The organism is Microbispora corallina (assembly GCF_016863035.1).
In the GTDB taxonomy this organism is placed as follows: Bacteria; Actinomycetota; Actinomycetes; order Streptosporangiales; family Streptosporangiaceae; genus Microbispora; species Microbispora corallina.
The window spans coordinates 58088-80055 of the sequence record NZ_BOOC01000043.1 but is presented as its reverse complement, the minus strand read 5'-3'; the positions used below and the strand labels follow the sequence as shown (position 1 = coordinate 80055).

At 72.8% G+C, this 21968-nt stretch carries 25 protein-coding genes; 18 read left to right on the top strand and 7 right to left on the bottom strand.

Annotated elements, in window-relative coordinates; genetic code table 11:
- The first annotated feature begins 4 nt into the window (after window positions 1–4).
- From recR to Mco01_RS33230, 4 genes are all read left to right on the top strand, one after another.
- The gene (gene recR, locus Mco01_RS33245; protein WP_036324710.1) at window positions 5–604 is read left to right on the top strand and encodes a recombination mediator RecR; all 600 of its coding nucleotides are present in this window, start codon (window positions 5–7) and stop codon (window positions 602–604) included.
- A complete protein-coding gene (locus Mco01_RS33240) occupies window positions 597–1127 on the top strand; it encodes a DUF5063 domain-containing protein (protein ID WP_051458210.1) in 531 nt (176 codons plus the stop codon). Before recR ends, Mco01_RS33240 begins: the two co-directional genes overlap by 8 nt.
- 86 nt (window positions 1128–1213) lie before the next feature.
- Window positions 1214–2488 (top strand): aspartate kinase, encoded by a 1275-nt coding sequence (locus Mco01_RS33235; protein WP_036324709.1) that lies wholly within the window; start codon window positions 1214–1216, stop codon window positions 2486–2488.
- Entirely contained in the window at window positions 2485–3552 is a 1068-nt protein-coding gene (locus Mco01_RS33230) for an aspartate-semialdehyde dehydrogenase (protein ID WP_204060784.1), read from the top strand. Before Mco01_RS33235 ends, Mco01_RS33230 begins: the two co-directional genes overlap by 4 nt.
- A gap of 28 nt (window positions 3553–3580) precedes the next feature.
- Here Mco01_RS33230 and Mco01_RS33225 read toward each other — a convergent pair whose 3' ends face one another.
- The gene (locus tag Mco01_RS33225) at window positions 3581–4414 is read right to left on the bottom strand and encodes a hypothetical protein (protein WP_204060783.1); all 834 of its coding nucleotides are present in this window, start codon (window positions 4412–4414) and stop codon (window positions 3581–3583) included.
- A gap of 185 nt (window positions 4415–4599) precedes the next feature.
- Between Mco01_RS33225 and Mco01_RS33220 the strand changes: the two genes are divergently transcribed.
- The 10 genes from Mco01_RS33220 to Mco01_RS33175 all read left to right on the top strand — a co-directional run bounded on the left by Mco01_RS33220 (window position 4600) and on the right by Mco01_RS33175 (window position 13653).
- Entirely contained in the window at window positions 4600–5247 is a 648-nt protein-coding gene (locus tag Mco01_RS33220) for a TetR family transcriptional regulator (RefSeq protein WP_239104101.1), read from the top strand.
- A gap of 79 nt (window positions 5248–5326) precedes the next feature.
- Window positions 5327–6271 carry an LLM class F420-dependent oxidoreductase gene (locus Mco01_RS33215; RefSeq protein WP_204060781.1) on the top strand — a complete coding sequence of 315 codons (945 nt, stop codon included), beginning with the start codon at window positions 5327–5329 and terminating at the stop codon, window positions 6269–6271.
- Window positions 6272–6273: 2 nt separating this feature from the next.
- Entirely contained in the window at window positions 6274–7290 is a 1017-nt protein-coding gene (locus Mco01_RS33210; protein WP_204060780.1) for a CE1 family esterase, read from the top strand.
- A gap of 117 nt (window positions 7291–7407) precedes the next feature.
- Window positions 7408–7764 (top strand): YkvA family protein, encoded by a 357-nt coding sequence (locus tag Mco01_RS33205; RefSeq protein WP_204060779.1) that lies wholly within the window; start codon window positions 7408–7410, stop codon window positions 7762–7764.
- A gap of 96 nt (window positions 7765–7860) precedes the next feature.
- Window positions 7861–8586, top strand: coding sequence for a DUF1684 domain-containing protein (locus tag Mco01_RS33200; protein WP_204060778.1), 726 nt, complete (start codon window positions 7861–7863; stop codon window positions 8584–8586).
- A gap of 65 nt (window positions 8587–8651) precedes the next feature.
- A complete protein-coding gene (locus Mco01_RS33195) occupies window positions 8652–10178 on the top strand; it encodes an ABC transporter substrate-binding protein (protein WP_204060777.1) in 1527 nt (508 codons plus the stop codon).
- A gap of 70 nt (window positions 10179–10248) precedes the next feature.
- Window positions 10249–11214, top strand: a complete 966-nt coding sequence (locus Mco01_RS33190) for an ABC transporter permease (protein ID WP_036324702.1) — start codon at window positions 10249–10251, stop codon at window positions 11212–11214.
- On the top strand, window positions 11211–12080 hold the full coding sequence (locus tag Mco01_RS33185; protein WP_239104100.1) for an ABC transporter permease: 870 nt from the start codon (window positions 11211–11213) through the stop codon (window positions 12078–12080). The genes Mco01_RS33190 and Mco01_RS33185 overlap by 4 nt, the downstream gene beginning before the upstream one ends.
- Complete coding sequence (locus Mco01_RS33180) at window positions 12077–12886, top strand: ABC transporter ATP-binding protein (RefSeq protein ID WP_239104099.1); 810 nt, start codon at window positions 12077–12079, stop codon at window positions 12884–12886. Before Mco01_RS33185 ends, Mco01_RS33180 begins: the two co-directional genes overlap by 4 nt.
- On the top strand, window positions 12883–13653 hold the full coding sequence (locus Mco01_RS33175) for an ABC transporter ATP-binding protein (protein ID WP_204060776.1): 771 nt from the start codon (window positions 12883–12885) through the stop codon (window positions 13651–13653). The genes Mco01_RS33180 and Mco01_RS33175 overlap by 4 nt, the downstream gene beginning before the upstream one ends.
- Here Mco01_RS33175 and Mco01_RS33170 read toward each other — a convergent pair.
- Window positions 13650–14846: an amidohydrolase family protein gene (locus tag Mco01_RS33170; protein ID WP_204060775.1), complete on the bottom strand. Its 1197-nt coding sequence runs from the start codon at window positions 14844–14846 to the stop codon at window positions 13650–13652. The genes Mco01_RS33175 and Mco01_RS33170 overlap by 4 nt on opposite strands.
- Window positions 14847–15001: 155 nt before the next feature.
- Window positions 15002–15379, bottom strand: coding sequence for a cupin domain-containing protein (locus Mco01_RS33165; protein ID WP_204060774.1), 378 nt, complete (start codon window positions 15377–15379; stop codon window positions 15002–15004).
- A 59-nt stretch (window positions 15380–15438) separates the two neighbouring features.
- On the opposite strand from Mco01_RS33165, the gene Mco01_RS33160 reads away from it, so the two are divergent.
- Window positions 15439–15912: a MarR family winged helix-turn-helix transcriptional regulator gene (locus Mco01_RS33160; protein WP_204060773.1), complete on the top strand. Its 474-nt coding sequence runs from the start codon at window positions 15439–15441 to the stop codon at window positions 15910–15912.
- 141 nt (window positions 15913–16053) lie between these two features.
- On the opposite strand, the gene Mco01_RS33155 is transcribed toward Mco01_RS33160, so the two are convergent.
- From Mco01_RS33155 to Mco01_RS33145, 3 genes are all read right to left on the bottom strand, one after another.
- A complete protein-coding gene (locus Mco01_RS33155) occupies window positions 16054–16833 on the bottom strand; it encodes an SURF1 family cytochrome oxidase biogenesis protein (protein WP_204060772.1) in 780 nt (259 codons plus the stop codon).
- A 59-nt stretch (window positions 16834–16892) separates the two neighbouring features.
- The gene (locus Mco01_RS33150; protein ID WP_204060771.1) at window positions 16893–17768 is read right to left on the bottom strand and encodes an MBL fold metallo-hydrolase; all 876 of its coding nucleotides are present in this window, start codon (window positions 17766–17768) and stop codon (window positions 16893–16895) included.
- A gap of 144 nt (window positions 17769–17912) precedes the next feature.
- The gene (locus tag Mco01_RS33145; protein WP_204060770.1) at window positions 17913–18380 is read right to left on the bottom strand and encodes a winged helix-turn-helix transcriptional regulator; all 468 of its coding nucleotides are present in this window, start codon (window positions 18378–18380) and stop codon (window positions 17913–17915) included.
- A gap of 80 nt (window positions 18381–18460) precedes the next feature.
- Between Mco01_RS33145 and Mco01_RS33140 the strand changes: the two genes are divergently transcribed.
- Window positions 18461–18997, top strand: a complete 537-nt coding sequence (locus tag Mco01_RS33140) for a GNAT family N-acetyltransferase (RefSeq protein ID WP_239104098.1) — start codon at window positions 18461–18463, stop codon at window positions 18995–18997.
- The gene (locus Mco01_RS33135) at window positions 18994–19590 is read left to right on the top strand and encodes a TetR/AcrR family transcriptional regulator (RefSeq protein WP_204060768.1); all 597 of its coding nucleotides are present in this window, start codon (window positions 18994–18996) and stop codon (window positions 19588–19590) included. Before Mco01_RS33140 ends, Mco01_RS33135 begins: the two co-directional genes overlap by 4 nt.
- A gap of 39 nt (window positions 19591–19629) precedes the next feature.
- On the opposite strand, the gene Mco01_RS33130 is transcribed toward Mco01_RS33135, so the two are convergent.
- Window positions 19630–20022 (bottom strand): hypothetical protein, encoded by a 393-nt coding sequence (locus Mco01_RS33130; protein ID WP_239104097.1) that lies wholly within the window; start codon window positions 20020–20022, stop codon window positions 19630–19632.
- A 144-nt stretch (window positions 20023–20166) separates the two neighbouring features.
- On the opposite strand from Mco01_RS33130, the gene Mco01_RS33125 reads away from it, so the two are divergent.
- Window positions 20167–21645, top strand: coding sequence for a DUF7059 domain-containing protein (locus Mco01_RS33125; RefSeq protein ID WP_204060796.1), 1479 nt, complete (start codon window positions 20167–20169; stop codon window positions 21643–21645).
- The last annotated feature ends 323 nt before the right edge of the window (window positions 21646–21968 follow it).

Sequence of the window (21968 nt, the reverse complement as noted above, 5' to 3'; positions counted from 1 at the left end):
ACCGATGTACGAAGGGGTCGTCCAGAATCTGATCGACGAGCTCGGGCTGCTGCCCGGCGTCGGTCCCAAGAGCGCGCAGCGCATCGCCTTCCATCTGCTCGCCGCCGATCCGGCCGACGTGAAGCGGCTGGCGCACGCGTTGCTCGAGGTGAAGGAGAAGGTCCGCTTCTGCCGGGTGTGCGGGAACGTCGCCGCCGAGGAGGAATGCCGGATCTGCCGCGACCAGCGGCGCGACCCGCATGTAATCTGCGTCGTCGAGGAGTCCAAGGACGTCGTCGCGATCGAGAAGACCCGCGAGTTCCGTGGCCGCTACCACGTGCTCGGCGGGGCCATCAGCCCGATCGACGGCGTCGGACCGGACGACCTGAAGATCCGCGAGCTGATGACGCGGCTGGCCGACGGCCAGGTGACCGAGTTGATCCTCGCGACCGACCCGAACCTCGAGGGCGAGGCGACGGCCACCTACCTGGCCAGGCTCGTCAAGCCTCTCGGGCTGAAAGTGACACGACTCGCCAGCGGTCTGCCGGTGGGCGGTGACCTCGAGTACGCCGACGAGGTCACTTTGGGCCGCGCTTTCGAAGGACGGAGGCTGCTGGATGTCTGACGAGTGGAACGACCTGGCCGCGCGCGTCGCCACCCATGCGCAGAACTACGTCGACGGCCTCACCCGCCTGGCACGCGGGGAGGGCGGCGACGCGATCCTGCCGCTGCTGCTGGTGGAGGTGGCCCAGGTCAGCCTCGCGGGCACCCAGCTCGGGGCGGCGCAGGACGTGATCCTGCAGGGCAACTTCGAGCCCGCGTTGAGCGAGGACCCCGACATCGACCCCCTCCGTACGGCCCTGGCCGCGCGGCTGGGCCCGGTCGACGACTACGCCGAGGTCTTCGACCCGTACAAGGACACGGTCGTCACGCCGTACCGGCTGTCGGACGACCTGACGGCAGTGGCGGCCGACCTGATCCACGGGCTGCGGCACTTCCACGCGGGCCGCCCGCTGGAGGCGCTGTGGTGGTGGCAGTACTCCTACTTCAACACCTGGGGCAACCACGCCGGCGCCGCGCTGCGCGCCCTCCACGCGCTGGTCGCGCACACGCGGCTCGACGTGGTGGAGGAGAGCACGGTCGTCTGACCGTCCACATGCTGGTCGGCTCCGGATCTGCTTTGGGGCCCGCAAGTACACTGTGAGCTCCACGTCCTGATTCGTTGGAGATTCCAGTGGCGCTCGTTGTCCAAAAGTACGGTGGTTCGTCCGTCGCCGACGCGTCCTGCATCAAGCGGGTCGCCCAGCGGATCGTCGCGACGAAAAAAGCCGGCAACGACGTCGTGGTGATCGTGTCCGCGATGGGGGACACCACCGACGAACTGCTGGAGCTGGCCAAGCAGGTGTCCCCGCTGCCGCCCGGGCGCGAGCTGGACATGCTGCTGACGTCCGGGGAGCGGATCTCGATGGCGCTGCTCGCCATGGCGATCGCCAACCTCGGCCACCAGGCGCGCAGCTTCACCGGCTCGCAGGCCGGCGTGATCACCGACTCCAGCCACGGCAGGGCGCGCATCATCGACGTGACCCCGAGCCGCATCCGGGAGGCGGTCGACCAGGGCCAGATCGCGATCGTGGCCGGGTTCCAGGGCGTCTCCCAGGACACCAAGGACATCACGACGCTCGGCCGCGGCGGCTCCGACACCACGGCGGTCGCGCTCGCCGCCGCGCTCGGCGCGGACGTCTGCGAGATCTACACCGACGTCGACGGCATCTTCACGGCCGACCCGCGCATCGTCCCGGCCGCCCGCCAGATCCCCCGGATCTCCTACGAGGAGACGCTCGAGATGGCGGCCTGCGGGGCCAAGATCCTGCATCTGCGCTGCGTGGAGTACGCCCGCAGGTTCGACCTGCCGATCCACGTCAGAAGCTCGTTCAGCACCAGGGAAGGCACCTGGGTCGTCTCCGACCCCTACAGCGAAGGAACCGAAGTGGAGCAGCCCATCATCTCCGGGGTCGCGCACGACCGGAGCGAGGCCAAGATCACTGTGGTCGGGGTGCCCGACAAGGTCGGCGAGGCCGCCGCCATCTTCCGCACGCTGGCCGACGCCGAGATCAACATCGACATGATCGTCCAGAACGTCTCGGCCGCCGCGACGGGCCGCACGGACATCTCGTTCACGCTGCCGGTGAACGACAGCCAGGTCGCCCTGGGAGCCCTGAAGAAGATCCAGAGCCAGGTGGCCTTCGAGTCGCTGCTCTACGACGACCAGATCGGCAAGGTCTCGCTGATCGGGGCCGGGATGCGCTCGCACCCGGGGGTCACCGCCAAGTTCTTCGGCGCCCTCGCCGACGCCGGGGTGAACATCGAGATGATCTCCACTTCGGAGATCCGCATCTCGGTGGTCGTCGGGCAGAACGAGGTGGACGCCGCGGTCACCGCCGCCCACCGCGCCTTCGACCTCGACTCCGACCAGGTCGAGGCCGTCGTGTACGGAGGTACCGGACGATGAGCCGCCGACCCGTCCTCGCCGTCGTCGGCGCCACCGGCGCCGTCGGCACCGTCATGCTCGACATCCTCACCAACCGCCCCGACCTGTCCGAGGCGTACGGCGAGATCCGCCTGATCGCCTCGCCCCGCTCCGCCGGCAAGGTGCTGAGCGTCCGCGGCGAGGACGTGACGGTCCAGGCCCTCGCCCCCGAGGCGTTCGACGGCGTCGACATCGCGATGTTCGACGTGCCCGACGAGGTCTCCGCCGAGTGGGCGCCGATCGCCGCCGCCCGCGGCGCGGTGGCCGTCGACAACTCGGGCGCGTTCCGGATGGACCCGGACGTCCCGCTCGTCGTGCCCGAGTGCAACCCCGAACAGGCGCGCAACCGCCCCAAGGGGATCATCTCCAACCCCAACTGCACGACGCTGTCGATGATGGCCGCCATGGGCGCGCTGCACCGCGCGTACGACCTGCGCGAGCTCGTCGTGGCGTCGTACCAGGCGGTCTCTGGCGCCGGCGTGGTCGGCCCTGAGCGGCTGTACGCCGAGATCGAGGCCGTGGCGGGCGACCGGACGATGGGCACCGTGGCGGGTGACGTGCGCAAGGCCGTGCCCGACCTGGCCGACTCGCCGTTCCCGGCTCCGCTGGCGCTCAACGTGGTGCCGCTGGCGGGCTCGCTCAAGGACGGCGGCTGGACGTCGGAGGAGCTGAAGGTCCGCAACGAGTCCCGCAAGATCCTCGGCATCCCCGGCCTGAAGGTCTCGGCCACCTGCGTCCGGGTCCCGGTGGTGACCACCCACTCGCTGGCCGTCCACGCGACGTTCGAGCGGGAGGTGGACGTCGAGGGCGCCCGCGCGATCCTGGAAGCGGCGCCCACCGTCGTCGTGCTCGACGACCCGGCGAACGGCGTGTTCCCCACGCCGGCCGACGTCGTGGGGACCGACCCGACCTACGTCGGCCGGATCCGCCAGGCGCTCGACTTCCCGAACACGCTCGACCTGTTCGTGTGCGGCGACAACCTCCGCAAGGGGGCGGCGCTGAACACCGCCGAGATCGCCGCGCTGGTCGCCGCCGAGTTCTCCTGACCGCCCGCCGGGCCCACCCCGGGACGTCCTAGGGGAAGAGGATGTCCCAGTGGGTGGGCTCGTCGGCGTACACCTCGGCGCCGACGGGCACGTCGGGGTCGCCCGTGGGCCGGTGGAGGCGGGCGCCGTCCCCCCGCACCTTCCACAGGGGGAACGTCTTCCTGATGTACGCGTCGACGCACCTGTTGTGCGCGATGTCGACCTTGTACCCGGCGCCGTGGCTGTAGCGGCCGCCGGAGTGGCCGGTCTCGGTGCCGCCGGTGATCGTGATGTCGCAGCCGCTGGCCCGTTTGAGGTCGACGACCCGCATGACCGTGCCGTACCGGATGGTCGCGAGCGAGGTGCACCGCGGGCGGCGGCGGTCGTCGCAGCCGCCGCTGGACCGCACCCGCACCCCCGCGTCGCGCAGCAGGCCCAGCGCGTCCGGCTGGTCCATCCGCGTGCCCGCCTGTGAGGCGTCCCAGGCGTTCACGGTGGCGGGGAAGGTGCCGGCGAGGACGGCGTCGAGCGGCGGCAGGTCCGCGGCCAGGGCCTCCACCGGCGCCGGGAGGCCCGTCTCCACCGGATACGGGGACGGCCCCGGCCCGGCCCCGGCCGGCGAGCCCGGCGAGCCCGGCGAGTCCCCGGTCGCCGGGCCCGTGGAGGCCCCGGCTGGGGAGTCCGGAGCGGCGTCCGGCGGCGCCGGTGATGCGGCCTGTGCGCCCGCTCGTGCGCCGGGGTGGGTGACCGCCTTTGCGTCGGCGGCCGGTGAGGGCGGGCGCGGGGTCGTGCTGGCGCCTGAGGGGTCGTGCTGCATGGGCAGGGAGACGAGGACGACCGCGGCCATCCCCACCACCCCCCGCCGCCACGAGCGGACGTGCACGGTCTCCCCCCGTCGATGTGTCCATGTCGGATGCCGGGGGGCTGCCGGCGGGGGAGCGCGCCAGACAGATCAATCCCACGGACGCGCCGCGGGACGCCCGTTCATCCGCAGGGAGTTTGCCGAGGAATGTGGATCTTGTTGTCGGTCCATGACCGCACACGGGCACTCGCCGTACAGTGACCAGCGTGGCCGAGAAGACACGGGAGCTGATCGTCGAGACAGCCCTCCGGCTGTTCAAGGAGCGGGGTTTCGAGGCGACGACGATGCGCGCGATCGCCGCCGAGGCAGGCGTCTCGGTGGGGAACGCCTACTACTACTTCAGTTCCAAGGAGCAGATGGTCCAGGCCTACTACGACCGGGCGCAGGCGGCGCACGAGGCCGCGTCCCGTGAGCTGCTGGAGAGGGAACGGTCGTTCGCCGGCCGGCTCGGGGGCGTGCTGCGCGCGTGGGTGCGGATCTCCGAGCCGTACCACGAGTTCGCCGTGAAGTTCTTCAAGTACGCGGCCGAGCCCAGCAACCCGCTCAGCCCGTTCAGCGCCGACTCCGCGCCCGCCAGGGAGTCGGCCATCGCGATCTACCGCGAGGTCGTGCGGGGCTCGGCCGAGCGGATGGACGAGGAGGTCCGCGCGGAGCTTCCCGAGCTGCTCTGGCTGCTGTCCATGGGCGTGGTGCTGTTCTGGGTGCACGACACCTCCCCCGGGTGCGCCCGCACCTACCGGCTGATCGACCGGGTGGTCCCGCTGGTCGACCGGCTCGTCGGGCTGTCCCATCTGCCGGGCATCCGCGGCATCGCGCGGGACGTCATCGAGCTGGTCCACGAGCTGCGCACGTGAGGGGACGGGCATACCGTCCGGTTGGTATGGTCGCCTGGACAGCATCGCGCCGGAAGGGGTGGCCGTGGACCGCTGGGGCATGACGATTCCGTTCTTCGGGCGGACGCCGATCGAGTCGAAGGCGCTCGTCGCCGAGCTGCCGGAGCTCGGCTACACGGACGCCTGGTCGGCCGAGGTCGCCGGCACCGACGGGTTCGTCCCGCTGGCGCTCGCCGCCGAGTGGGCGCCCGGCCTGCGGCTGGGCAGCGCCATCGTGCCCGTCTACACGCGCGGCCCGGCGCTGCTCGCCATGTCGGCCGCCACACTGGCCGACGTCGCCCCCGGGCGGTTCGTCCTCGGCATCGGCGCCTCCTCGCCGGTCATCGTCCGCAACTGGAACGCCGCCGAGTTCGACCGGCCGTACGCCCGGATGCGCGACACGCTGCGGTTCCTGCGGACGGCCCTGGCCGGGGAGAAGGTCACCGCGTCGTACGAGACCTTCGACGTGAAGGGGTTCCGGCTGGAGCGGGCGCCGGCGACGCCGCCGCGCATCGTGCTGGCCGCGCTGCGCCCCGGCATGCTCAGGCTCGCGGCGCGGGAGGCGGACGGCGCGATCACCAACTGGCTGTCGCCGGGCGACGTGACCAGGGTCCGGGCCGAGCTGGGGGAGGGCGTGGAGCTCATCGCCCGGCTGTTCGTCGTGGTGACCGAGGACGCCGACGCGGCCAGGGCGATCGGGCGGCGCCTGCTCGCCGCGTACCTCACCGTGCCGGTCTACGCGGCCTTCCACGAGTGGCTGGGCCGCGGGGAGGTGCTGCGGCCCATGCACGAGGCGTGGGCGGCGGGCGACCGCCAGGCGGCGGTCAAGGCCATCCCCGACGAGGTGGTCGACGACCTGGTCGTCCACGGGGACGCGGCCGCGTGCCGGGCCAGGATCCGGGAGTACGTGGCGGCCGGTCTCGACACGCCCGTCCTCGCCCCCCTGCCCGGCGGTCCGGTTTCGGTCGAGCAGGCCGTGCGCGACCTGGCGCCCGGACTGGGCTGAGGGTGGCGCGCCCGTCCCGGCTGGGGGCCGTCCTGACCGGCGTGCTGGTCGCGCTGGCGGCCTGCTCGTCCGCGCCGTCGTCTTCGTCCTCGCCCGGCGCGGCCGCGCCGCCGGTGCGCGCGTCGGCGTCCGTCCCGCCGCGCGGCGCGTCCACAGGCTGTGGAAAGACGCCGCCCACGGGCGGACGGCGCGAGGTGAAGGCGGGCGGGCGGACGCTCGGCTTCCTGCTCACGCTGCCGGCCGGGTTCCCCAACACCTCGCCCGCGCCGCTCGTGCTCAACTACCACGGTCTCGGCTCGAACGCCGTCCAGCAGGACGCGTACACGCGCCTGCCCGTCGCCGGGTCCAACCTCGGCTACATCGTGGTCACGCCGGAGTCGGCCTCGGGGCTGCCCGGGTGGATCCTGCCCGGCTTCGGGCGGTTCGCGGACCCGGACATCGAGATCAAGGCGGCGGCCGCCCTGCTCGACCACCTTGAGGCGACCCTGTGCGTGGACACGACCAGGGAGTTCGCCACGGGGATGTCGAACGGCGCGGGCATGGCCGCCGCCCTCGTCTGCGGCCTGGACGGCAGGCTCGCGGCGGTCGCGCCGGTCAGCGGGCTGACGATCGCGCCGCCGTGCGCCCATCCCCGGCCGACCACGATCGTCGCGTTCCACGGGACGGGCGACCGCGTGGTGCCGTTCGACGGAGGTCGGGTGCGCCTGTCCGGGCGGATCCAGGGCTACCAGGTGCCGGCGTGGCTGAGCCGGGTGCGGCTGCCGTCGTTCGAGACCACCCTGGCCCGCTGGACCCGGGCGATGGGCTGCCGGCCGTCGAGCACGAGCAGGCCCGCGCCAGACGTCACCCTGCGGACCTTCCCCTGTGCGGGCGGCGCCACCGTGGAGGCGTACGTCGTCGACGGGGGCGGTCACACGTGGCCGGGCGGCATCGCGCTCGACGCGCTGGGACGGACGGCGAGACTCGACGCCACCGGGCTCATCCTCCAGGCCTTCGGCCACGCCGCCGCCCCCCGCTGACGCCGGTACGGCGGCCTCACCGGGACGTCAGGACCTTGTACCGGCGGAACCCCACCGGCGGCGCGGGACGTTACCACGACGGTGACAAGGGCAGTGATCGGTCCGGAGGTGGTCGGCATGGTGAAAGCAGGACGCGCGGCGGCGACCTGGCGCGCCTACCGGGAGGTCTCCCGCCCGGGCTCGCCCGGCCTCGTGGCACGGCTGCGGGCCCTGCCCCGGATGCTGCGGGCCGGCATGCGGGGGGACTACCCGGGCCTGACCAAGGGCAAGCTGGCCATGCTCGGCATGGCGGTGGTCTACATCGTGTCCCCGATCGACGTGGTCCCGGACTTCCTGCTGGGCATCGGCGTCGTCGACGACTTCGGCGTGTTCCTCTGGCTCATGACCGCGCTGCTCGGCGAGAGCGGCCGCTACGTCGACTGGGAGACCGAGGGCGTCCACCGGACCATCCCCGGCCGGGCGTCCCGGCGCTGAGCTTCCGGCTGGCCATAAACCCCCTTTTCTTGTAGGGTAATGCTCAAACCTCGCCAATGGTGCTGATCATGGCGCCCGACCGAAGTGAGCGACCCCATGCCCCCACTCGCCTCCCCGGCTGCCGTCGAGGCCGCGCGCGCGGACTGGGAGGCCTGGCGGGCCGCCCGGCTGGCGTCCGTCGCCTCCCCGACCGGTCCTCTGGCACTCGTGGAGACGCGCTGGCTCCAGCCGGATGAGAGCGCGTCGCTGGAGGACGCGCTCTCCGGCCGCCCGGACACGGTCAGGGCCACCTGGATCGAGCGGTCCCACATCGGCACGGGAGAGACCGAGCGCGGCATCCGGCTGTGGGACGCCGCCTCCCCGGCGATCAACCACTTCGTGACGATCGACACCTATCCGTTCGCGCCCGAGTGGGTCGTCGAGGCGACCTTCACGCCGGTGTCCGAGTCGCGGCTGCTGCCGTTCGAGCACATGCGCGACGACGGCGGCACCCGCGACCACGTGGTCCCCGGCGACATCACGTTCACGCTGGACGGCACCGCGTACAACCTGGCGGCGTTCGAGGACGAGGGGACGCTGCTCCTCGTCGTCGGCGACCGGACCAACGGCTCGGCCACCTACGGCGGCGGCCGCTTCCTGCACGTGCATCACGAGCCCGGCGCCGACCGGGTCGTGCTCGACTTCAACCGGGCGTTCGTGCCGCCCTGCGGCTTCTCCTCCCACTTCAACTGTCCGCTTCCGCCGCCCGGCAACCGCTTCGGCGTGTCGATCGAGGCGGGCGAGAAGCTTCCGGTCTTCCTCGACGGCTACCTGCCGCACTGACCCGACCCCCCGCCTCACCCCGCACCACCATCGGGCGGCCACGTGGCCGCCGGCCAGGAGAAACAGTGATCAGCAAGACGACGTCGCTGCTCGGCGCCGCCCTCGCCCTCGCGCTCGCCCTCACGGCGTGCGGCGGGGGTGGCGGGAGCGCCGCGCCCGCGGCGACGGGGTCGTACGACCCGGACGCCACCATCGGGATCGGGTCCCTCTACGAGCCGCAGAACCTCGACAACACGGCGGGCGGCGGCCAGGGCGTGACCGAGGCGTTCAACGGCAACGTGTACGAGGGCCTGTTCCGGCTGACCGACGCCGGCAAGGTCGAGAACCTGCTGGCCACGAAGAGCACGGCCGCCGCGGACGGCCTGACGTACACGTTCACGCTGAGGAGCGGGGTGAAGTTCCACTCCGGCAAGCCGCTGACCTCGGCCGACGTCAAGTACAGCATCGAGCGGGTGGTCGCCGACGACTCCCAGTCGGCCCGCAAGAGCCAGCTCCAGGTGATCAAGAGCATCGAGACGCCGGACGACTCGACGGTCGTCGTGAAGCTGTCCGACAAGTCGATCTCTCTGGTCTACAACCTCAGCTACGTGTGGATCGTCGACTCCCAGGCGAAGGACCTGACGACCTCCGAGGACGGCACCGGGCCGTACACGCTGGGGACCTGGAAGCGCGGGTCCTCGCTCACGCTGGAGCGCTTCCCCGGCTACTGGGGCACCCCGGCCGCGAACAAGCAGGTCGTGTTCCACTACTTCACCGACGCGACCGCGCTCAACAACGCGCTGCTGACCAAGGCGGTCGACGTGGTGACCAGCGAGCAGAGCCCGGACGCGCTGGCGCGGTTCGAGAGCGACAAGGGCTACAAGGTCAACAACGGCCAGTCGACGACCAAGCTGCTGCTGGCGTTCAACGACCGGAAGGCGCCGTTCGACAAGGTGGGCGTCCGCAAGGCGATCACCTCCGCCATCGACGACCGGAAGCTGCTCAGCTCGATCTGGGGCCGGTACGGCACGCTGATCGGCTCGATGGTGCCGCCCTCCGACCCGTGGTACGAGGACCTGACCAAGGTCAACCCGTACGACCCGGCCCTGGCGAAGAAGGAGCTGGCCGACGCGGGATACCCGAACGGCTTCTCCTTCACGCTCGACACGCCCAACTACGACCCCCACCCCACGGTGGCGACGTTCGTGAAGTCGGAGCTGGCCAAGGTCGGGATCACGGTGACGATCAACGTGATCACCGCCGACCAGTGGTACACGAAGGTCTACAAGAACCACGACTTCGCCGCGACGCTGCAGGAGCACGTCAACGACCGCGACGTGGTCTGGTACGGCGACCCCGACTTCTACTGGGGCTACGACAACCCGCAGGTGACCGACTGGGTGAAGCAGGCCGAGCAGTCGGACACGGCGGACGGGCAGACGGCGCTGCTGAAGAAGGTCAACGAGCAGATCGCGGCCGACGCGGCCAGCGACTGGCTCTACCTCTACCCGCAGATCGTCGTCGCCTCCACATCACTGTCGGGCTACCCCGTCAACGGACTGAACTCCCAGTTCTACGCGTACGGCATCAAGAAGGCCGGCGCGGGAGGCTGACCGCGGCGCCCCGGCCCCACAGGGCCGGGGCCTTCGCACGTCCCGTGTTCCCACCGATCGGTCCTCGCCCATGACTGCTTACCTGCTGCGCCGGACGGCGTTGCTCGTCGTGTCGCTGCTCCTGGCCGGCATGGTGCTGTTCCTGCTGCTCCGGCTGCTGCCGGGCGACCCGGCCAACTCGCTGCTGTCGGTCGGCGCGACCCCCGACCAGATCGCCGCCGCACGCCACCAGATCGGGTCGGACCGGCCGCTGCCCGAGCAGTTCGCCTCCTGGCTCGGCCAGATGGCCGCGCTCGACCTCGGCGCGTCGTTCGTCAGCACGCTCCCGGTCGGCCCGGAGATCGCCTCGCGCCTCGTCGTCACGGTCCCGCTGACCCTGCTGGCCTTCCTGCTCGCGGTGGTCATCGCCGTGCCGGTCGGGTTCCTGGCCGCCCACCGGGCCGGCACCTGGTACGGCTCGCTGCTGAGCGCGCTGTCGCAGCTCGGCGTCGCGGTCCCGGTCTTCTGGGTCGGCATGCTCCTGATCACGGTCTTCTCGCTCTCGCTCGGCCTGCTGCCGGCCGGGGGCTTCCCGCAGGACGACTGGGCGAGCCCGGCGGACGCGCTGACCTCGCTGACCCTGCCCGTCGTCACGGTCGCGCTGGTCATGTCGGCCTCGCTGATCCGCTACGTCCGCTCGGCCACCCTCGACGTGCTCGGCGCCGACTACCTGCGCACGGCCCGCGCGCTCGGCTCCTCGTTCACCCGGGCGATGTGGCGGCACGGGCTCCGCAACGCCGTCGTGCCGGTGGTGTCGATCCTCGGCATCGAGCTGGCCACCACGTTCCTCGGAGCCGTGGTCGTCGAGAGCGTGTTCGCCCTGCCCGGCCTCGGGAGCATGCTGGTCAAGGGCTTCGCCCAGCACGACTACCCGGTCATCCAGGGGGTCCTCGTCGTCAGCACGCTCGGCGTGCTGCTGATCGGGTTCGCGGCCGACGTGGTCCAGCGGCTCATCGACCCCCGGCTGCGCCGCTCGCTCGCCCGGGAGGCCGGGTGACCGCGCCGCTGATCGGCGAGGCGGAGGCCGCCGCGCCGCCCGCCCGCCGCCGCGTCCCGCGCTCGGTGACGCTGCTGACCGGCTGCGTGCTCGCCGGCCTGGTCGTCGCCGTGGCCGTCGTGTCGCTGTTCTGGCTGCCGTACGCGCCGGACGACACCTCGGGCGACCGGTTGATGCCGCCGGGCCTGCCCCACCTGCTGGGGACCGACAAGCTCGGCCGCGACCTGCTCACCCAGCTCATGATCGGGGCCCGGGTGGCGCTGGAGGCCGGCGCCGGGTCGGTCCTGATCGGCGGCGTGGCCGGACTCGCGGGCGGGCTGGTCGCCGGATTCGCCACCCGCTGGATGGACGACGCGCTCTCGGCGTTCCTCGACATCCTCATCGCGTTCCCCACCGTGCTGCTGGCGATGCTGGTCACGGCCGCGAGGGACGCCTCGCTCGGCTCCGCGATCATCGCGATCGGGCTGGCGATGTCCGCGATCGTCGCGCGGCTGGCCAGGGTGCTGGTCAAGCGTGTGCTGGCGCAGGACTACATCACGGCGTCCCGCACCTCGGGAACCTCGTGGCCCAGGATCGTGGTCACCCACGTGCTGCCGAACATCTGGCCGACGCTGTCGGTCAACCTGGCCCTCCAGTTCGGGCTGGCCGTGCTGGCGGAGGCCAGCCTGTCGTACCTCGGTCTGGGCACGCCGCCCCCGAACGCCTCCTGGGGCCGCATGCTCCAGGAGGCCCAGGCGAGCGTGTTCATCGCGCCGGCCGGGGTGATCGCGCCCGGCGTGCTGCTCGTCGTGCTGGTCGTCGGCGTGAACCTGATCGCGGACGGCGTCCGGGACGTGGCCGACCCGACCCGGAGGAGGACGCGGTGACCCTGCTCGACGTCGCCGGGCTCACGATCCGCACGGGCGGCCGCGACCTCGTGTCCGGCGTGTCGTTCTCCGTCGAGCCCGGCGGGCGGCTGGGCCTGATCGGCGAGTCGGGATCGGGGAAGTCGCTCACCGCGCTGGCCGTTCTCGGCCTGCTCCCGCCCGGCATGACCGCCTCCGGCGCCGTCGTCCTCGACGCCCCCGGCGCGGGCCGTACGGACGTCCTCGGGGCCGGGGAGCGGCGGCTGAACCGGGTGCGCGGCCGGGCCGTGAGCGCGGTCTTCCAGGAGCCGCTCACCGCCCTCGACCCGCTCATGCGGGTGGGCCGGCAGGTCGCCGAGCCGCTGCGGCGCCGGCGCGGGCTGCGCGGCCGGGCGCTGCGCGCGGCCGTCCTGGCCGCGCTGGAGGAGGTGCGGCTGGCCGATCCCGAGCGCGTCGCCCGGGCCTACCCCCACGAGATCTCCGGCGGCCAGCGTCAGCGGGTGGCCATCGCGATGGCCCTCGCCTGCGACCCGGCCCTGCTCGTCGCCGACGAGCCCACGACGGCGCTGGACGTCACCGTGCAGGCCGACGTCCTCGCGCTGCTCGACGGCCTGGTGGCCGGCAGGGGCATGGCCCTGTTGTTCATCAGCCACGACCTTGCCGTGGTCGCCCGGGTGACCGAGCGGGTCGTGGTGCTCAGGGACGGCCGGGCCGTGGAGTCCGGGAGCGTCGGCGAGGTCGTGCGCGCGCCGCGGCACCCGTACACGCAGGACCTGGTCGCGAGCGCCCGGCACCTGGATCGCGCGCTGGACTGGAGGACGCCGTGACCGGACCCGTCCTGGAGGCGCGGGAGGTGCGCTTCGCCTACGGCCGGTCGGCCCCCGTCCTGGACGACGTGTCGGTCGCGGTGACGCCCGGCCGCAACCTCGCCCTCGTCGGGGAGTCGGGGGCGGGCAAGACGACGCTGCTGCGCCTGCTCCTCGGGCTCGCCCGGCCCACCGGCGGCGCGATCCGCTACGACGGCCGCGACCTGGCGCCGCGCGACCGCGCGCTGATGCGGGAGTTCCGGCGGGGCGTGCAGACCGTGTTCCAGGATCCGTACTCGTCGCTCGACCCCCGTCAGCGGGTGAGCGGGATCGTGTCGGAGCCGCTCCGCTCGCTGGGCCTGCTGGACGGCGTCCCGAGGGACGTCGCGCGCGCCCGCGTCGCCGAGGCCCTGCGGGCCGTCGGGCTGCCCGAGGACGCGGCGGGGCGCTACCCCCACGAGTTCTCCGGCGGGCAGCGCCAGCGCATCGCCATCGCCCGGGCGATCGCGTGCGGACCGCGCGTCCTGCTCGCCGACGAGCCCGTCAGCGCGCTGGACGTCTCGACCCGGGTGCGGATCGTCGACCTGCTGGCGGAGCTGCGGGAGACCCGCGGGCTGACCGTCGTCATGGTCTCGCACGACCTCGCCGTGGTGGCCGCCCTCTGCCAGGAGGTGGCGGTGCTGGAACGGGGACGGATCGTGGAGAGCGGGGAGACCGCCCAGGTGCTCGGCTCCCCCCGCCACCCCTACACCCGCCGCCTCGTCGACAGCGTCCCCCGGCTGCCCTAGATCTCCTCCATGCGCAGCCAGGCGCGTGAGGGGAGGGGGTGGCCGAACAGCCGGGCGGCGTTGCCGTACGCCACGCGGGCGACGTCGGTCGGCGGCAGGCTGCCGAGGTTGCGGGCGACCGTGCGCTGGGTGTCGGGCCAGGTCGACTCGGCGCGCGGGTAGCCGCTCTCCAGCAGCACGTGCTCCATCCCCACGGCCATCCGGACGGCTCCGAGCGCGTTGTCGTCGAGCGTGCCGAAGAAGAAGTTGCGCCGCAGGACCTCGCTCGGCTTGAGGCCGCCCTCCCAGCTCGACTCGCCCGCGACCGGGTGGTCAAGGGCGTGGTCGGCGCGCTCGGCCAGCATGGGCAGCCACCCGACGCCGCCCTCGACGATCAGGATGCGCAGCGCGGGGAAGCGCAGGGCGACGCCCGACCAGAGCCAGTCGGCGCAGGCGAACATCGCGCTCGCCGGGATCAGCGTGGTGATCGCCTCGATCGGGGTGTCGGGCGAGGGCACCGGGGCCCAGGACGAGGCGCCGGTGTGCAGGCAGACGACGGTGCCGGTCTCCTCGCAGGCGGCGAAGAACGGGTCCCAGTGCCCGCTGTGGATGGACGGCAGCCGCAACCGGGTGGGGAACTCGGGGAACACCACCGCCTTGAACCCCCGCGCGGCGTTGGCCCTGATCTCCTTGGCCGCCGTCTCGGGGTCGGGCAGCCAGGGGAGCTGGAGGGCGATCATCCGCTCGGGATAGGTGCCGGCCCACACGTCCACGTGCCAGTCGTTCCACGCCTGGACGAGGGCGAGGCCGAGGTCCTGGTCGCGGGTGCGGGCGAACAGGACGCCGGCCTGGTTGGCCAGCATGCCGGGGAAGCAGAGCGCCGCCCAGACGCCCGCGGCGTCCATGTCGCCGATCCTGGCCTCGATGTCGTAGCAGCCGGGCCGCATCTCCTCGAAGCGGACGGGGTCGAGCGTCCACTGCTCCTTGGGCAGCCCGGCGCCCACGTCAAGCCCGGCGCATGGGTAGGTGGCGCCGCCGTACCGCCACACCTGGTGACCGGCGTCGGTCTCCACGACCTTGGGAGCGAGGTCCTTGTACTTGTCCGGCAGGCGGTCCTCGAAGAGATCGGCCGGCTCGATCAGATGATCGTCGACCGAGATGATCACGTAGTCCCGCCGCCTCGGCTCTGGGTCGGGATGCAGCGGCGTCGTCACGGTAGTAAACGGTACGGCCAAGGGATAACACCGAACAAGCTGCAAGGTCTCCGGTTGGTATCCGTTCGCTCACCTTGCGATGTGGACCGGTCCACAGCGCGTGACGGGAGTCGTCCCACCTGGTACGCAGGCCCCTCCCGTCTTGACGGGCCCTGTCAGGCGATCCAGGCGGGAACGCCGTGGACGGTCCCGTCGCCGAGCATCGCCACCGCGCCGCCGGGAGCGGTGACCACGGCCGTGAAGCCCTCGGCGGGGTCGGCCGTGACCCGGCGCAGCACGTGCGGCGGCAGGACGAGCGTGTCGCCGGGCGCGACCGCGAACGTCTCCTCGCCCAGCTCGACGGACGCGGCCCCGGCCAGGACCGTCCACACCTGCTCGGCGTCGAACGCGTGCAGGGGGCCGGCGGCCCCCGGCGCCATCTCGACCCGCCACAGCGACTGCCCGGACCCGCCCAGGCTGGGCGAGGCGAACGTGGTCATGACGGCGTTGGGGGTCTCGTGGCGGCGGGCCTCGGCGCTGCGGATGACGGACATCGCGGAATCTCCTACGATAGACAACATGGTTGTCGTAATAGTGAACCTGGTTGTCCATCGTGTCAACTGACCGTCCCGGCTTCGAGCTGCCGATGCGGTTCCTGCTCGCGTTCCGCGTGCTCATCGACGAGCTGCACGCCGAGCTGGCCCGGCGCGGCCATGCCGACATGCGCCCGATGCACGGGATCGTCCTGCAGGCGATCACGCGCGGAGGGTCGACGGCGGCCGACCTCGGACGGCTGCTGGCCGTGTCCAAGCAGGCCGCGGGCAAGACGATCGACGGGCTGGAGCGGCTCGGCTACGTCCATCGGGTGCCCGATCCGCACGACACGAGACGCAAGATCGTGCGGCTGACCGAGCGGGGCGCCGACTCGCTGGAGCAGTCCGCCCGGATCTTCGACGAGCTGCGGGCACGGTGGGCCCGGGAGCTGGGGGAGGACCGGCTCAGGGCGCTGGAGGACGACCTGCGCAGAATGACCCCGCCCGACCTGTTCCGCCTCGACGTCCCCGGCTGGTTCGGCGGCATGGGATGACCGTCCGCGGCCGCCTGAGGGCCCCGGGCGGTCCGGCGCCGGCCGCGAGGGGCGGTGGACGCCCGGCTGGTCTGGACGCCCGGCTGGTCTGGGCGCCCGGCAGGTCTGGACGACGGCGGGCGTGTGAGGCCGTCGGGTGGTCTAGACGGCGGCGGTGGCGTGCGGCTCCTGCTCGGCGGCGCGCAGGTCGCGGGCCTCGCGGCGGATCAGCAGGACCCATCCGGCGACGGCGACCCCGATGAACAGCCACCACTGCACCGCGTACGCGAGGTTGAGCCCCCCGCCGCCGCCCACGTCGGGCGCGGGGAGCGGGTCGGGCGCCGGCCCGCCCTGCGGCCGCTGCGCGGTCAGCTCCACGAAGCCCCCGTACAGCCGGTACGGCAGGCCCCTGCCGAGATCGGCGGTGTTGACGAGCAGGACCTGCCTCGGCGGCAGGCCGGGCCGGTTCCTGATCCCGGTCGAGTCCTCCGTCTCGGACGGCCGGAGGCGGCCGGTGACCGTCACCTCGCCGGACGGGGGCGCGGGCACCGCGGGGGCCGCCTCGGCGGTGGCGCCCATCGGCACCCAGCCGCGGTTGACCAGCACCGCGCCCTGCGGGGTGACGAGCGGCGTCACCACGTAGTAGCCCACCTGGCTGTTCTGGGTGCGCCGCCGCACCACCACCTCGTGCGCGGTGTCGAAGCGGCCGGTGGCGGTGACCAGGCGGTACTCCCGGCTCTCGGGAACGCTCCCGCCGATCGCGTCGAGGCGGTCGAGCGGCACGGGGGCGCTGGCGAGGTTCGCGGTGATCCGGGCGCTGCTCGCCGACCTCTCCTCGAACCGCCCCCACTGCCATCTCCCCAGGAAGAGGAAGGCGGGGATCAGCGCGAGGACGAGCAGGTGGAACCCGATCCAGCGCGGCGTGAGGAGGAACCGGTACACGTCACCAGCGTAGGCACGACCCCGAGTGGTCCCGCCTCCGGCCCGCGCCGGGCGGGCGCTCAGCCGTCGCCGCGGCAGATGACGAAGTCGCGGTAGGCGTGCCGGCCCGTCCGGTCGCCGATCTCCTCGATGGCCGCGCGGATCTCCCGCAGGTGCCCGGTCGTCAGCTCCAGCGGCGGCTCGTCCGGCTGGTACGTCGTGCGGATCGGGTAGTCCACCCCCGGCCGCGTGGTCATCTCGATGTGGCAGCCGAGGACGTGGGTGACCGGCCTGCTCTCGGAGAACGCGATGAGCCGGTCGATCGTGCGGGTGAAGGACGCCCAGTCGGCGATGTACAGGCGCCCGGGGTAGACCGTGTCGCCGGTGAGCAGCAGCCCGGTCCACGGGTCGTAGTACGTCACGGCCGCCTCGTGGTGGCCGGGGGTCGCCAGGCACTCCAGCACGCGGCCGCCGAGGTCTACCTCGGCGATCGCGTCCGGGTCCTCGTCGAAGCCGAAGAAGGCCCAGGCGGCGGCCCGGTCCGCGCCCACCACCGTGGTGTCCGGCCGGTCGGCGAACTGCCCGTCGCCCGCCACGTGGTCGCCGTGCCCGTGCGTGTGCAGCACGAGCAGTTCGTACGCCTCCCGGGGGTGCCGGGCGCGCCACTCGGCCACGAGGCCGTCCACGACCCGCCGCAGCGGGAAGAAATCGGGGGAGGCGGTGGCCCCGGTGTCGACCAGCACGGCCCGGTCCGCGCCGAAGAGCAGGAACAGGAACGGCGCCTCGTAGTCGACCGCCTTGTTCTGCCGCAGCACCACCGTGTGCCCGTCGTACCAGTGGACCTGGATGTCGGGGTCGGTGTTGTGCTTGGCCGACGGCGAGCCGTGGATCCACCGCACGTCCAGCGGACGGGGCTCGGGGGCGTGCGGGGCGGCGGGCGGCGGGACAGCGCCCATGACGTCTCCTCGCGTGCGTCGTCGTGCGGGCCGGGTACGGCGCACATCTCGTCCGGGGCGGGCGCGGGGTCGCGCCGCCAGGGGCGGAGTCTAGTGCGCGCGGCCTCACCCGGGGGCCCGGGCGGCCGCCTCAGGCGGTGGCGCTCAGGCGGTGGCGCTCAGCCGTGCGCCGGGCCCGGGCTGCGGGGTGGCCTCGCGCGGCCCGGCCACCTCGTGGCCGTCCGCACAGGTCATGTGGAGGGAGACGGGTGCCCCGCAGTCCCGGTGGGTCACCACGACCGGCGGGCCCTCGGGGTCGGCCACGTAGCGGTCGCCCCAGTGCATCAGCGCGATCATGATGGGGTACAGGTCGAGGCCCTTCTGGGTCAGCCGGTACTCGTCGCGCTGCCGCTGGCCGGGCTCCTGGTAGGGCACCTTGCGCAGCAGGCCCTCGTCCACCAGCCGGGTCAGGCGGGCGCTGAGCACCTGCCGGGGCGCGCCCGTGAGGGCCTGCAGGTCCGCGAACCGCCGCACGCCGTTGAACGCCTCGCGCAGGACGAGGAACGTCCACTTCTCGCCGAGCACGGCGAGGGTCCGCTCGATGGAGCAGTTCTCCACCCGATACCGCCGCATGTCACGCATCGTATTCAATGACCTCTCACCTCATCTAAGTCTACTTGACAGACCTAGCCGTGCCGATGGAGTCTGAGTCCATGCAGCGAACTCAGGTCGGGCACACGCCCTCTCGCCGTACGGGATGGGTGGAGGTGCGGCCGGCCCGGCTCGACGACGGCGAGCGGCTGCGCGCCTTCCTGGCCGGCCTGTCCCTGGCCTCGCAGACGCGCCGCTTCTTCACCGGCCTGGCCAACCCCGGCGGGTCGCTGGTCCGGACGATGATCACCAGGGACGGGCGGCGCGACGCGCTGCTGGCCGTCCACGGCGACACGGTCGTCGGGCACGCGATGAGCCACCTGGCGGACGGCGAGGTGGAGATCGCGGTCGTGGTCGGCGACGACTGGCAGGACCTCGGGGTGGGCTCCCGGCTCGTGCGCACGCTCCTGCGCAGGGCGGCCGCCCGGGGGGCGACGTCGCTCGGCATGGACGTCATGGCCGAGAACCGGAAAGTGCTGTCGATGGTGCGGAAGGCGTGGCCGGATGCGACAATGAGGGTCCAGTCCGGGTGTGTGGTGGTCAAATCGGACACCATATTTGCAGAACAAGGTTCTGTTGGGTCACCATTGACCGTGTGAAGACCTCGAAGAACGGACGCGACGGCCGCACCAGGATCATCGAGGGCGCGCTGCGCCGGTTCAGCCAGAGCGGCGTCTCGGCCACGACGCTCGCCAGCCTCCGCGAGGAGAGCGGCGTCAGCGTCGGGAGCTTCTACCACCACTTCACGAGCAAGGAACACGTCTTCGGCGTGCTCTACGCCGAGATCCTCGACGCGTACCAGAACGCCTTCCTCGCTGAGATCACCCGCCACGAGGACGCGCGCGCCGGGATCGAGGCGATCGTCGCCTTCCACATGGCGTGGTGCGGCGAGCACCCCGAGCGCGCGCGGCTGCTCATCAGCGAGCGGCCCCCGCGGCGCAACGAGCCCGGGGGGCCGGAGGTGGCCGAGTCGCGGCGCGCGTTCCTGCGTCAGGTGGCCGACTGGTGGCGGCCCCACATGAAGGACGGCGTGCTCCGGCCGGTGCCGCCGACCATGTGCTACGTGCTCTGGCTCGGCCCGGCCCAGGAGATGTGCCGCCTGTGGTTCGCCGGCGCCCACCAGCCCACCGAGGACGAGATCGGGGAGCTCGGCGAGGCCGCGTGGCACAGCCTCCGGATGCCGTCCTCCTAGGGTCTCCCGGGGGCTCCTCGGCCTGACCGGCGCGTTCCGTCAGCCGCGGGCTCCGGCCGCGTCGAAGGGCCCGGTCTGGTCGAACGGGCCGGTGTCCTCGTAGAAGGGGGTGCGGCGGAACGGCCGGGACCCGTCGCCGGGGAGGTCACGGGCGCGGACGCGCCAGACGTGCTCGTCGAGGCAGATGTCCAGCCGCAGCTCGTGGCGCCGCCGCCGCATGCCGGGCACCCGGATCCGGTCCTGGACGTCGTACCTGCCGCGCCGGACGTACCCGAACCCGAGCTCGCCGGGGAAGATCCGGACGTCGTCGCGGTTGCCGCAGCGGGGGCAGGTCCACGCGACGAGGTCCCGGCCGCGGTTGTAGTCGTGGCAGGCGCCGAAGAACTCGTCGGGACGGAAGCGGGAGTCGCAGGCCAGGCAGGGGATCAGCATCTCGGGGTCCTCACGGGTGGGGCTATCGAACACAGATAGGCCCACCCGCTTGAACGGCACTTGCGAATCGCTTACAGCTCCCGCCCGCCGGCGGCCGCGGCCACATCCGGAAACGGCGCCTGAGCCCCGGCCGCACCGCGATAGATTCGTTCCGTGGACGCCCCTTCTGACCTGGTCCGACGGCTTCGTGACAGGCTCGCGGAGACCGGATACACGATCGACGGCGTGCGGGAGCGGCTCGGCGATCCCGCCGCCTCGGCCCTGGCCCGCGAGGAGATCGTCCCCGCGATGCGGGCGACCAGGGACGGAGATCCGCTGGCGACGCTGATCCGGTTGTGGTGGCTCGGCGCCCCCGTGAGCATGGCGGCCGCCGACCTGCCGCTGTTCGACCTCATCGACGCCGGGCTGCTGGTGCGGCTCGGCGACACCGTCCAGGCCACCGTCCACCTGCAGCCCTGGGACACCGGCGCCGACCGGCCCGCCTGGGTCGTCTCCGACCGTAAGGTGCGGCCGGGGGACCCGTCGCTGCGGCCCGACCACGTCGTCGGCGCCGGGGGCGCGTCGGCCAACCTGGCGCAGCTGGCGTGGACCGGGCCGGTCGGCCGGGCGCTGGACCTCGGCACCGGCTGCGGCGTGCAGGTCCTCCACCTCGCCGGGCGGGCCGGCGAGGTCGTCGCCACCGACGTGAACCGCCGCGCGCTCCGGCTGGCCCGCCTGAGCTGGGGCCTGTCCGACGTGACCGGGGTGGACGCCCGGGAGGGGTCGATGTACGACCCGGTGGAGGGCGAGCGCTTCGACCTCGTGGTGTCCAACCCGCCGTTCGTGATCTCCCCGGCGGCCCGCTACAGCTACCGCGAGTCCGGCTTCCGGGCCGACGAGTTCTGCCGCGACCTCGTCCGCGGCACGCCGCGCCATCTCGCGCCGGGCGGCCATGCGCGGTTCCTGGCCAACTGGCTGCACGTCAAGGGCGAGGACTGGCAGGACAGGGTGGGCGGCTGGCTGGAGGAGACCGGCTGCGACGGCTGGGTCGTGCAGCGGGACGTGCAGGATCCGGCCGAGTACGTCGAGCTGTGGCTGCGCGACTCGGCCGAGCACGGCACGTCGGCCTACCGGGAGCGGTACGACGAGTGGCTGGCGTGGCTGGAGTCCATGGACGTCACCGGCGTCGGCTTCGGCTGGATCGTCCTGCACGACTCCGGCTCGCTGAACCCGGTCGTGCGCGTCGAGGAGCTCACGCAGCAGGTCGAGCTTCCCGTGGGCGCGCAGGTGGAGGACGTGCTGCGGGCCGTGGCGACCGCCCACCGCATGTCCGGCGACGACCTGCTCGACACGCCGCTGGCGGTGGCCGAGGGGCTGGTCGAGGAGCGGATCGGCCCGCCGGGGGCCGACCATCCCGAGAGGATCCTGCTGCGGCAGAGCCGCGGGCTGCGCCGTACGGCGGTCGTGGGGACGGTCGAGGCGGCCCTGGCGGGCGTCGTGGACGGCGACCTGCCGGCCCGGCCGCTGCTGGCCGCGATCGCCGAGCTGACCGGGGAGGACGAGGCGGCCCTGGTCGAGCGCGCCCCCGCCGCCCTCCGGTCGCTGGTCGCCGAGGGCTTCTTACGCGTTCCCGGCCCGCGCTGACCACGAGGCCGCGCACCACGACCGCCCCCGCCGACCACGAAGCGCGCACTACGACGGCGGGCGCTGATCGGGGCGTGAACGGCGTCTGACCGGCGTTGCAAACCCGTGTTGATCCGACGTTGAACGGCACCGGCGACTGTGGAGGTGGGCGAGGGACCGGGGGGGTTCGGGACCCTCGCCCACCGGGAGCGTCCCTCCGGGGCGCGACCAGTCCGGCCGGTCGTCGAGTGAGGCGGCGAGCCGTCACCAGGCGCTCCGGAAGAGTCCGGGCCCCCTGCGCGCCCGGTGACGGCCGGCGGCCGGCCGGGCATCCCCACGGCGCG

Bases quoted from the DNA above. Each gene is read 5' to 3' on its own strand.
- Mco01_RS33145 (WP_204060770.1), bottom strand. From the start codon at position 18,380: ATGCGGCGGTATCGGGTGGAGAACTGCTCCATCGAGCGGACCCTCGCC.
- recR (WP_036324710.1), top strand. From the start codon at position 5: ATGTACGAAGGGGTCGTCCAGAATCTGATCGACGAGCTCGGGCTGCTG.
- Mco01_RS33230 (WP_204060784.1), top strand. From the start codon at position 2,485: ATGAGCCGCCGACCCGTCCTCGCCGTCGTCGGCGCCACCGGCGCCGTC.
- Mco01_RS33130 (WP_239104097.1), bottom strand. From the start codon at position 20,022: ATGCTGATCCCCTGCCTGGCCTGCGACTCCCGCTTCCGTCCCGACGAG.
- Mco01_RS33215 (WP_204060781.1), top strand. From the start codon at position 5,327: ATGACGATTCCGTTCTTCGGGCGGACGCCGATCGAGTCGAAGGCGCTC.
- Mco01_RS33140 (WP_239104098.1), top strand. From the start codon at position 18,461: ATGCAGCGAACTCAGGTCGGGCACACGCCCTCTCGCCGTACGGGATGG.
- Mco01_RS33205 (WP_204060779.1), top strand. From the start codon at position 7,408: ATGGTGAAAGCAGGACGCGCGGCGGCGACCTGGCGCGCCTACCGGGAG.
- Mco01_RS33240 (WP_051458210.1), top strand. From the start codon at position 597: ATGTCTGACGAGTGGAACGACCTGGCCGCGCGCGTCGCCACCCATGCG.
- Mco01_RS33200 (WP_204060778.1), top strand. From the start codon at position 7,861: ATGCCCCCACTCGCCTCCCCGGCTGCCGTCGAGGCCGCGCGCGCGGAC.
- Mco01_RS33190 (WP_036324702.1), top strand. From the start codon at position 10,249: ATGACTGCTTACCTGCTGCGCCGGACGGCGTTGCTCGTCGTGTCGCTG.
- Mco01_RS33165 (WP_204060774.1), bottom strand. From the start codon at position 15,379: ATGTCCGTCATCCGCAGCGCCGAGGCCCGCCGCCACGAGACCCCCAAC.
- Mco01_RS33150 (WP_204060771.1), bottom strand. From the start codon at position 17,768: ATGGGCGCTGTCCCGCCGCCCGCCGCCCCGCACGCCCCCGAGCCCCGT.